At 41.7% G+C, this 10,882-nt stretch carries 10 protein-coding genes; 9 read left to right on the top strand and 1 reads right to left on the bottom strand.

Annotated elements, in window-relative coordinates:
* The 4 genes from NTU69_02015 to NTU69_02030 form a co-directional block, all read left to right on the top strand.
* On the top strand, positions 1-1,443 hold a 1,443-nt coding region (locus NTU69_02015; GenBank protein ID MCX5802303.1), incomplete at its 5' end, for a 2-isopropylmalate synthase.
* Between the two features lies 1 nt (position 1,444).
* The gene (leuC, locus tag NTU69_02020) at positions 1,445-2,707 is read left to right on the top strand and encodes a 3-isopropylmalate dehydratase large subunit (protein MCX5802304.1); all 1,263 of its coding nucleotides are present in this window, start codon (positions 1,445-1,447) and stop codon (positions 2,705-2,707) included.
* A 105-nt stretch (positions 2,708-2,812) separates the two neighbouring features.
* On the top strand, positions 2,813-3,313 hold the full coding sequence (locus NTU69_02025) for a 3-isopropylmalate dehydratase small subunit (protein ID MCX5802305.1): 501 nt from the start codon (positions 2,813-2,815) through the stop codon (positions 3,311-3,313).
* Entirely contained in the window at positions 3,300-4,313 is a 1,014-nt protein-coding gene (locus NTU69_02030; GenBank protein ID MCX5802306.1) for an aspartate-semialdehyde dehydrogenase, read from the top strand. The genes NTU69_02025 and NTU69_02030 overlap by 14 nt, the downstream gene beginning before the upstream one ends.
* Positions 4,314-4,435: 122 nt before the next feature.
* On the opposite strand, the gene NTU69_02035 is transcribed toward NTU69_02030, so the two are convergent.
* Entirely contained in the window at positions 4,436-4,780 is a 345-nt protein-coding gene (locus NTU69_02035) for a hypothetical protein (protein ID MCX5802307.1), read from the bottom strand.
* Between the two features lie 155 nt (positions 4,781-4,935).
* Here NTU69_02035 and NTU69_02040 point away from each other — a divergent pair, with 155 nt between their 5' ends.
* The 5 genes from NTU69_02040 to gatC all read left to right on the top strand — a co-directional run.
* Positions 4,936-5,979 carry a deoxyguanosinetriphosphate triphosphohydrolase gene (locus NTU69_02040; GenBank protein MCX5802308.1) on the top strand — a complete coding sequence of 348 codons (1,044 nt, stop codon included), beginning with the start codon at positions 4,936-4,938 and terminating at the stop codon, positions 5,977-5,979.
* Positions 5,980-6,078: 99 nt separating this feature from the next.
* A complete protein-coding gene (locus tag NTU69_02045; protein ID MCX5802309.1) occupies positions 6,079-8,715 on the top strand; it encodes a valine--tRNA ligase in 2,637 nt (878 codons plus the stop codon).
* Entirely contained in the window at positions 8,716-10,023 is a 1,308-nt protein-coding gene (locus NTU69_02050) for a DUF294 nucleotidyltransferase-like domain-containing protein (GenBank protein ID MCX5802310.1), read from the top strand.
* A gap of 116 nt (positions 10,024-10,139) precedes the next feature.
* A complete protein-coding gene (locus NTU69_02055; protein ID MCX5802311.1) occupies positions 10,140-10,514 on the top strand; it encodes a CBS domain-containing protein in 375 nt (124 codons plus the stop codon).
* 87 nt (positions 10,515-10,601) lie between these two features.
* Positions 10,602-10,882, top strand: a 281-nt coding sequence (gatC, locus tag NTU69_02060; GenBank protein ID MCX5802312.1) for an Asp-tRNA(Asn)/Glu-tRNA(Gln) amidotransferase subunit GatC, incomplete at its 3' end; no start/stop codon positions are given.

The following is a 10,882-nucleotide window of genomic DNA, read 5'->3' on the forward strand; positions in this document are numbered from 1 at the left end:
CGGGTTGCCAGGCAGCTTGAAATCCTTGGCGTTGATATCATCGAAGCAGGCTTTCCGATAGCCTCTGACGGTGATTTTGACGCAGTCAAGCAGATTGCAGGTATTATCAAGAATAGTGAGGTTGCAGGTCTTGCCAGGGCAAATGATATGGATATTGACCGGGCATGGGAAGCGATAAAGAATGCCCGGAAGCCACGGATCCATACGTTTATCTCGACCTCCGATATCCATCTCAAACATCAGTTTCGGAAAAGCAGGGATGAGGTTTTAAAGATTGCTGTCAATTCCGTGAGGCGGGCAAAGAAGTACACGCCAAATGTTGAGTTCTCTGCCATGGATGCGACCCGAAGCGATTGGGATTACCTGTGCCGTGTCTTTGCCGAGGTTATTGATGCAGGGGCTGTTACTGTCAATGTTCCTGATACGGTTGGCTATGCTGTGCCTGATGAATTTGGCAAACTCATTCGCTATATCAAAGAACATGTCCCTAACATCTCTCAGGCCATCATCAGTGTACACTGTCACAATGACCTGGGGCTTGCGGTTGCAAACTCAATTGCCGCTATTCAAAACGGTGCCCGTCAGGTAGAGTGCACAATTAACGGCATTGGCGAACGGGCAGGAAATGCCTCCCTTGAAGAGATTGCAATGATCCTGCGTACGCGCAAGAATATATTTCCCGCTGATACACGGATTGTCACTGAGAAGATATACCCCACAAGCAGATTGGTAACCTCTATCACCGGTGTTTCTGTTCAGCCAAACAAGGCGATTGTCGGTGCGAATGCCTTTGCACATGAATCAGGTATCCACCAGGACGGTCTTTTAAAAGCAAAGTTGACTTATGAAATCATGACCCCCGAGTCTGTAGGGATAGCGAAAAGCTCCCTCGTCCTTGGCAAGCACTCAGGAAGGCATGCGTTTCGTGACAGAATTGAAGAACTCGGGTATACCCTGAATGATAAAGAGCTCAACCTTGCCTTCAAGAGGTTCAAGGCTCTTTCAGATATGAAAAAATATGTCTACGATGAAGATATTGAGATGATTATCATGGATGAAATATACAAGGTACCTGAGAGATACAAACTCGTATACCTCAATGTCAGTTGCGGTAATGTGACGATCCCTACGGCTACGGTGAAACTTGAGGTTGATGGGAACACATACCAGGAAGTTGGTGTAGGAGATGGACCCGTTGATGCGACGTACAAAATCATCAAGAAGATGGTAAAGACAAACAGTATGCTCGCAAAATTTTCCGTTAATTCCATTACGAAAGATATGGATGCTCAGGGTGAGGTGTTTGTGAAGCTCGAAGAAAAAGGTCTTATTGCCATAGGGAAAGGTGCGGATACCGACATCATTGTGGCAAGTGCAAAGGCGTATATCAATGCCTTAAACAGGCTTGAATACATCAAAAACAAAAGGGTTGAGGTGAAATAATATGGGTATGACTATCACAGAGAAGATACTTGCGTCACATGCAGAAAAAAAGGTTGTAGAGCCTGGTGAAATCATTGATGCAAGGATTGACCTTGCCCTCGCTAACGACATTACAGCACCGCTATCCCTTGAAGAATTTGAAAGGGTTGGCGCTGAAAAGGTTTTTGATCGTGAGAAGGTTGTGTTTGTACTGGATCACTTCACCCCCAATAAGGATATACCTTCTGCAGAGAATTGTAAGAAGATAAGGGAGTTTTCAAAGAGGTATGGCATAAAATATCTATATGAGGGAGGGTCATGTGGTATTGAACACGCACTCCTCCCGGAAGAGGGACTTGTGGTACCAGGCGATTTAGTAATAGGAGCGGATAGCCATACCTGTACCTATGGAGCACTTGGTGCCTTCTCCACCGGTGTTGGAAGCACGGATTTAACCTACGGTATGGTTACCGGGCGTATATGGCTCAAGGTACCTGAGAGCATTAAATTTCTCTGCTATGGAAAATGGCAGAGATGGGTTACGGGGAAAGACCTTATACTCCATATAATCGCAACAATAGGAGTAGACGGTGCACTCTATGCCTCAATGGAATTTGAAGGGGAAGCCATATCTGCCCTTTCAATGGACTCACGTTTTACCATTGCCAATATGGCAATTGAGGCAGGGGCAAAAAATGGAATATTCAAGGTAGATGAAACCACCATAGCCTATGTGAAAGAGAGAGGGAAAAGACCTTATACTCTATTCGAGAGCGATAGCAATGCACGCTATAAAGATGTTTTTGAGATTAATGTGGCTAAGGTAGGGTTAAATGTTGCATGTCCATCGCTCCCGTCTAATGTGAAGGATGTACAGGCCCTGAAAAATATAAATATTGACCAGGTTGTAATCGGTTCCTGCACGAATGGAAGACTCGAAGATCTGGAGGTTGCATCCAGGATATTAAAAGGGAAAAAGGTTGCAAAATATACGAGATGCATTGTTATCCCTGCCACACCAAAGATTTATTATGAAGCCATGAAGCGTGGATATTTCGAGATTTTTCTTGAAGCAGGTTGTATAATATCACCACCAACGTGCGGTCCTTGTCTTGGAGGACACATGGGTGTGCTTGCCAAAGGGGAAAGGGCAGTAGCCACAACAAATAGAAATTTTGTTGGGAGGATGGGACATCCAGGAAGTGAGGTTTACCTTTCAGGCCCGGCAGTTGCGGCAGCAAGCGCCATAAAAGGGGAGATAGCCCATCCGGATGAAGTTGCATAAAATCAGTTCATGGCTGTTAGCTCGTAGCCTTTAGTTCATGGCTCATAGATAGGAGCAGAACCTATGAACTATGAGCTATGAACCATGAGCTAAATCGGAGGTCCTATGATATTGAAGGGAAGGGTTTGGAAGTTTGGAGACAATATAGATACGGATGTGATTATCCCTGCAAGGTATCTTGCATATACAGATCCAAAGGTACTTGGGGAGCATTGCATGGAACCTATATCCCCTTCATTTCATAAAGAAGTGAAAAAGGGGGATATTATAGTAGGGGGGTTAAATTTCGGCTGTGGTTCTTCAAGGGAACATGCCGCCATTGCCATATCTGCCCTCGGTATACCCCTTGTAATAGCAAAAAGTTTTGCAAGGATATTCTATAGGAATGCATTCAATAAGGGGCTTGCACTTTTAGAGGCAGATATAGAGAAAGACATTCGGGAAGGGGAATTGATAGAGGTTGACCTTTCTAAAGGGGTTATAAGATGGAAGAAAAAAGAGGTTAAGGCAAAGCCCATCCCGCCCTTTATGGTAGAGCTTATTAACGAGGGCGGATTGATAAACTATCTTAAAAAGAAACTGGAGGAATCAAATGAAAGAGTATAATGTAGCTGTTGTTGGCGCTACCGGTGCCGTTGGCAACGAGATGGTGACAACACTTGAAGAGAGAAGGTTTCCTGTAAGGAAGCTCACCCTTCTTGCCTCGTCAAGGAGTGTGGGGAAAACCTTAACCTTCAAAGGAAGGGGATTACCAATAGAGGAATTAAAGGAGGATTCTTTTAAGGGTATTGATATTGGACTATTTTCACCGGGTGGTGCAGTAAGCTTGAAGTTTGCACCTATTGCAGCAGCGAGCGGGTGTGTGGTGATAGATAACACATCTGCCTTCAGGATGGAACCCGATATTCCCCTTGTGGTGCCTGAAGTGAATGAACATGCGGTTGCAGGATATAAAAATAGGGGTATTATCGCCAATCCGAACTGCTCTACCATCCAGATGGTGGTCGTATTAAAGCCCCTCCATGATGCTGCAAGAATTAAAAGGGTTGTGGTTTCCACGTATCAGGCAGTTTCAGGCACAGGGAAAAAGGCAATCTATGAATTGGAACAGCAGGTACTTGCTATATACAGCCAGAAAGAGATTGTGAAGAAAGTATATCCATACCAGATAGCATTTAACTGTCTCCCCCATATCGATGCCTTCCTTGAGAACGGATACACGAAAGAAGAGATGAAGATGGTGAACGAAACGAGAAAGATTATGGAAGATAGCATACAGGTTACCGCGACAACGGTAAGGGTGCCGGTTTTTTATGGCCATTCCGAATCCGTAAATGTTGAATTCGAGAAAGATTTGAGTCCTGATACGGCAAGAAAAATCCTGAGGAAGGCACCTGGCGTGAAGGTAGTTGATAATCCTTCAAAAAATAAATATCCCATGGCGATACATGCAGCAGGCAGGGATGAAACATTTGTGGGAAGGATAAGGAGAGACGAGTCCATTCCCCATGGGTTAAACATGTGGATTGTGGCAGATAACATAAGAAAAGGTGCCGCCTTAAATGCAGTCCAGATTGCAGAGGTGTTGATTAAGAAGTACCTGTAGTTCAACACAGTATATAGTATGCAGTAGGCACTAAGCAGTAGACAGATTAAAAGTCAAAAGAAGTTGCTGCTTACTGCATACTGCTTACTGAATTTAGCTGCATCCTCCCTACTCCTTACTTCCTACTGCTCTTCATCGTGTTTGTGTGGTTGCATTCGCTGGATAGCATCTATCTCATCTTCTATCTCGTTAATTTCTTCCTTCATCCTAAATATTCCGTTTATTCTCTCTTTTATAAACGGGTCATCCTTGCTTAAGATTTTTCCCAGAGAAAATTCCTCATAAACATATTCACCTATTTCTATGTATGATTTCTGCATGTTTCTCTGGATTTTTGTAATATCTATGAATTTCCTTTTTCCTATTTTTGCCTGTTTTTCAACATTAAATGCAATATCCTGGGCTGCCTCTCTCAGGGTTTTTAGCCCTTCCTCGGTTTTTTTCTTCAAATCATCAATAATAGCCATTCAATTCTCCCTTTAATCGTAATTTTCTAATAAATATATGCAATAGATGATAGTTTTGCAAGTATATTGAAATAGTTATATTCTTGTGATACATTACGAATCAACAAAGATAAGTTTTTTACCACCAGAGCATTTGAAAGAGCGCCTTTATTTGTATGAATATTAGAAATAGATTAGAAGAGAAGGAAGAATACATATTATCTCCCTTTGCACAAAAAAGCAGTAAAACAAGGGGTAGAGTCAAACCTGAACCCGAATGTGACATAAGGCCTGCATTTCAGCATGACAGGGACAGGATAACGCATAGCAAGTCGTTTAGAAGACTTAAGCACAAGACACAGGTTTTTTTATCTCCAGCAGGCGACCATTACAGAACAAGACTGACCCATACACTTGAAGTTGCCCAGATTGCAAGGACTATTGCAAAGGCTTTATCCCTCAATGAGGACCTTGTTGAGGCTATTTCTTTGGGACACGACCTTGGCCATACACCCTTTGGTCACGCAGGAGAAGACTCTTTGAATGAGATACATAAGGGTGGATTCAGGCATTATGAACAGAGCCTCAGGGTTGTTGATGTGCTTGAAAAGGATGGTAATGGTTTGAATCTGACGATTGAGGTAAGGGATGGTATCGTAAAACATTCAAAGGGCAAGGGGGAAATTATAATAAAAGACGAAGAGGATAAGCCTTTTACAAAAGAGGCTGAAGTTGTGAGAATAGCGGATATAATCGCATATATTAACCATGATATTGATGACGCAACAAGGGGAAACATTATCACAGAGTCAGATGTGCCGAAAGAATGTGTAGAATTTATGGGTAAAACAAGCTCAAAAAGGATAGACAGCATGGTCCGTGGTGTGATTTTTGAAACATTAAAAAATACGAATCTAAATTTAAGTATCAGTGAGGAGCTTGAATATCATATAGCAAAACTCAGGGATTTTTTGTATGAAAGGGTTTATGATAACCATATTGTTCATAATGATTTTATAAAGTGTTCAAAGATAATAAAAGACCTTTACCATTATTTTTTAAAAAACCCTGATGCCTTTCTTGAAGAAACAGGCAGAAAGGATTTCTATGATGAGCAATCGATATGTGTATGCGACTTTATTGCAGGCATGACAGATAGATATGCCTTTAATCTTTTTGAAAAGTTTTTTCTTCCATTGCCGTGGAAGATGCCGGTATAGAGAAATAATGGAGAATGTAGAATGGAGAATTAACAACTGAAAGAAATTAATTCTTCATTCTTAATTTTTTAATTCTTCATTTTACTGAAGGGAGTTTAGATGATGGAAAAGGTTTATAATCCACATAAGATAGAGGAAAGATGGTATAGGTTTTGGGTTGAGAAAGGGTACTTTACAGCGGAAAATGGCTCTTCAAGCCCCCCATTCTCTATGGTGATACCTCCACCGAATGTTACAGGTTCGTTACATATGGGGCATGCACTGAATAATACCTTACAGGATATTGTTGTGCGGTTTAAAAGAATGGCCGGTTTTAATACATTATGGGTACCAGGAACCGACCACGCAGGCATTGCCACACAAAATGTAGTTGAGAGGGAAATTGCCAAAGAAGGTTTGACACGCGAACTACTTGGCAGGGATAAATTCATAGAGATGGTCTGGGAATGGAAGAGAAAGTCAGGCGGCATTATCATTGAACAACTGAAAAGGCTTGGCTGTTCATGTGACTGGTCAAGGGAGCGCTTTACCATGGATGAGGGGCTTTCGCGAGCAGTCCGTGAAGTTTTTGTGAGATTATATCAGGAAGGGTTGATCTATAGAGGCAATTATATCATTAACTGGTGTCCGAGATGTAAGACCGCCCTTTCTGACCTTGAAGCAGAGCATGAGGAAACGAAGGGCTACCTCTATTATATAAAATATCCGCTGGCAGAAGGAGATGGATATTTGACTGTTGCAACTACAAGGCCCGAAACAATGCTTGGAGACACAGCTGTCGCAGTTAACCCCCAGGATGAGCGATACGAAAAATATATTGGAAAATCAGTGATACTCCCGGTGGTAGAAAAGCATATACCTGTTATAGGGGATACCTATGTAGATAAAGATTTCGGAACAGGCGTATTAAAGGTTACACCTGCCCATGATTTTAACGATTTTGAAATAGGAAACAGGCATGGTCTTCAGGTGGTAAAGGTGATAGATGATGATGGAAAGATGAACGAGAACGCAGTCCATTACAGGGGGATGGACAGGTTTGAGTGCAGGGAGAAGATTATTGAGGAATTACGTACCAAGGGATTGCTTGAAAAGATAGAACCCTATGCCCTGCCTGTGGGAAAGTGTTACAGGTGCAAGACAGTTGTTGAACCTGCATTATCTTTACAGTGGTTTTTAAAGATGAAGCCCCTGGCAGAGCCTGCGATTAAGGCCGTAAAAACCCACAGGGTAAGGATAATTCCGGAGATGTGGGAGAAGGTTTACTTTGAGTGGATGGAGAACATCAAGGATTGGTGTATATCACGGCAGATATGGTGGGGACACAGGATACCTGTCTGGTATTGTGATAGATGTATGAAAACGTACGTATCGGTGGAGGACCTGAGTGTATGTGAGGATTGTAAGGGAGAGTTGAGACAGGAATCAGACGTACTCGACACATGGTTCTCTTCAGGACTATGGCCTTTTTCCACCCTCGGGTGGCCAGACAATACAGATGACCTTAAGACCTTTTACCCGACATCGCTCCTTATAACAGGATTTGATATACTTTTTTTCTGGGTGGCGAGGATGATTATGATGGGCATCAGATTTATGGGGGATGTACCCTTCAGGGAGGTTTATATTCACGCCCTTGTGAGGGACGCTGAAGGGAAGAAGATGAGTAAATCAAAAGGAAATGTGATTGACCCCTTATCAGTGATAGACAGATACGGAACGGATGCCTTCAGGTTTTCTCTTACAATGCTTGCAGCACAGGGTCGAGATATACTTCTTTCTGAGGAGAGAATCGAAGGCGTGAGAAATTTTGTGAATAAAATCTGGAATGCCTCAAAACTCGCTTTAACATTTTTAAAAGACCCTGCGTTTACCCATACAACAAAAAGATCATCATTCCTGCCAGACAGATGGATACGTTCAAGGGTAGAGAAGGTTATAAAAGAGGTGAAAGAAGATATTGATACGTATAAATTCAATGAAGCTGCGAATGTTCTCTATAACTTCGTGTGGCATGAATTCTGCGACTGGTATCTTGAACTTATAAAACCCAACCTCTATGGGAAGGTTAAAAAATATGATGATGGTATAACCAGATCAGTACTTTATGAAACCCTGCTGGATATATTAAAGCTCTTGCATCCACTGATGCCTTTTGTTACAGAAGAGATATATCAACGACTACCCCATCCCGAGAATGAAAGCATAATGGTTTCGTCCTTTCCGGTGTTTGATGATGCTCAAGTAGATGAAGAAAGCGAAGGTCATATGGATATGATTATGGGGGTTGTGGATGTGATAAGGAACATAAGGGGGGAAACAGGGATTGCTCCAAATGTTAAGATTGAGGTGATAATCCGTGCAAATGGTTACCAACCTCTGCTTCAGGAGTATGAGTTTTACATTAGAGAATTAGCAAGGATTGAACGTCTTGCCTTCACAGGTAATAATGCGCCTAAGAAGGCTGCAATTGGTGTGTATAAGGGGATTGAGGTATTCGTCCCGATAAAAGACCTTATAGATACCTCTGCTGAACTTGGAAGAATTAAGAAAGAATTAGTGAAGATAGAAGAGGAAATAGAAAGATTATTTAATAAGCTTAACAATAGATTGTTTATAGAAAAGGCTCCACCTGAGGTAGTTAAGAAGAATGAATCAAATTACAGTGAGTTACAGGAGAAAAAGGGGAAACTAATTGCGAGCAAAAAGGTTTTGGAGAAATTGTCAGGAAATTAAATGGCTCTAAATTTTTCAGTTATAGAAACATTCATATCTGATTATCGGGAAATCATGAAGGACAAGACACTGCTCAGGCAGGATAGGTATAAGATGATCGCCGGTCTTCGGGATAAACTTCAATCCTCGCTGAATGATTATGAGACCTTTGAGGGAGAACTTGCTTCCCTGATAATTGATAAAATTGAGAAAGCAACCACTTATGAGGAGCTTGTGCAGTGTCACAAAAGGGCAGTGGTAATGGTGGAAAAGTTTTTTTTAGAGGAGGATAACGTTTCTGATGTCCATGACCTGTTTCGTATAATAAGAGACAGAATAACCATTGGGGTTTTGAAAATGGTGGAAGATGAAATGGAAAAAGAAGGGTTCGGCAGTCCCCCAACAGATTATGCATGGTTAGGCCTTGGTAGTGAGGGCCGCGATGAACAGACAATGATAACGGATCAGGACAATATGATTGTGTATGACGAGAAAAATGATATATTTGCGACGGATTATCTCAGGAAGGAATGTTATGAACATTATAAGGGTAACGGGGATGATGGCGGGAAAAATATGCCTGTCCCAAAGCAACTCCTTGACTATTACTATGAGGTGTTTTCAAAAAAGGCTGTAGATAGATTGCATAGTGTAGGATTTGAGAGGTGCAAGGGTGGTGTTATGCCTTCCAGTGATAGATGGAGAGGCTCAATTGGGGATTGGAGAAAAAGAATTGAGGATAGACTCACCTTTGAAAAGGGTATTTTTGAATCATTAGATGTTATAATCTTAACAGATGCCCGTCCAATAAGTGGTAGCCAGGAGTTGACAAATATGTTTTTGAAGGATTTTTTTAGTTCTTTGAGTGAAAATAAACATGTCATGAAAGATTTTATACAGTCTGCTGTTTTAATGCCGACCGCCTTAAGCTTTTTTGGCAATTTTAAGACTGAAAAAAGTGGTGAAAATAAAGACAAATTTAATATTAAGCTGACAGGTTGGGCCCCCCTTATAATGACTGTAAGAATGGCTGCACTGTCAAACGGCATATATGAAACAAATACGTTAAAAAGGATCCGATTGCTGAGGGAAATGAATGTGATTAACAGAGATATGGAGGGAGACTTAATAGAAACCTACCTTGTACTTGTTAAGTTCAGGATAATGAACCAGATTAATAATAAGGTGAATGACGGCAAGGGTACGAACTATTTAAGACCCGATATACTTGGCAGTGAAGAACAGGAGAAACTCCGTAAGGCTATGAAGGTAGTGGAGACCCTGCAGAAATATATAGAAGCGATGCTGCTTTTCGGGCAGCCCATTTAAAGACTTGCTGTGCGCATAGCCTGCCCTGCTAAGCCTGCGGAAGCAGGTCTTGGCCAGGGCTTCGTAGCGCGAGGCCAGGGCGCTTTGTGCAAATGCGTTATCTTAGGGAGGTATAGATGAAAGTAGTAGAAATTATGAACAAGAATGTAGTAACCTGTCACCCTTCAGAAACTCTTACTGTAATAATTAACAAGTTTGAACTCTTTAATATTGCAGGCATGCCTGTTGTGGAAAAAGGAAAACTCGTTGGAATAGTTTGCCAGACAGATGTTCTCAGGGGGTTAAAGTCTGGAGGGAGTGCTCAGGAACTTATTGTGAGAGATGTGATGGTAAAAGATGTAATTACAGTATCCCCTACCGAAGCCGCTGAGAATGTTGCAAAGATTATGGTAGAGAACCATATAAATAGAATACCTGTTGTTGAAAGTGATAACGTGATAGGCATTGTAACCAGGGGTGATATAATAAAGGCAGTAGCCGAATGCGGGTGATTTTAACTAAAGTTCGGAGTTCGGCGTTCAGAGTTCGGAGTAAAATGGTGAACTGTGAACTGTGAACAAAATAAAGGGTGAGGTAAGATGAAGATCACAAGAGAAGTGGTGGAATATGTTGCTCATCTTGGAAGGCTTGAGCTTGAACCTCATGAAATTGAACTTTATACCTTGCAGATAGACAGAATCCTGGAATATATGGATAAGCTTAATTCGCTTGATACAAAAGATATTGAACCCACAAGCCATGTTGTGCCTGTTAGTTGTGTCCTTAGGGAGGATGAGGTGAAGAGTTCTTTTAGCATTGATGATTCAACTAAAAATGCACCCGAGAAAAAAGGGAATTTTTTTAAGGTACCTCCGATCAT

This window comes from Pseudomonadota bacterium (assembly GCA_026388215.1).
GTDB lineage: Bacteria > Desulfobacterota > Syntrophorhabdia > Syntrophorhabdales > Syntrophorhabdaceae > JAPLKF01.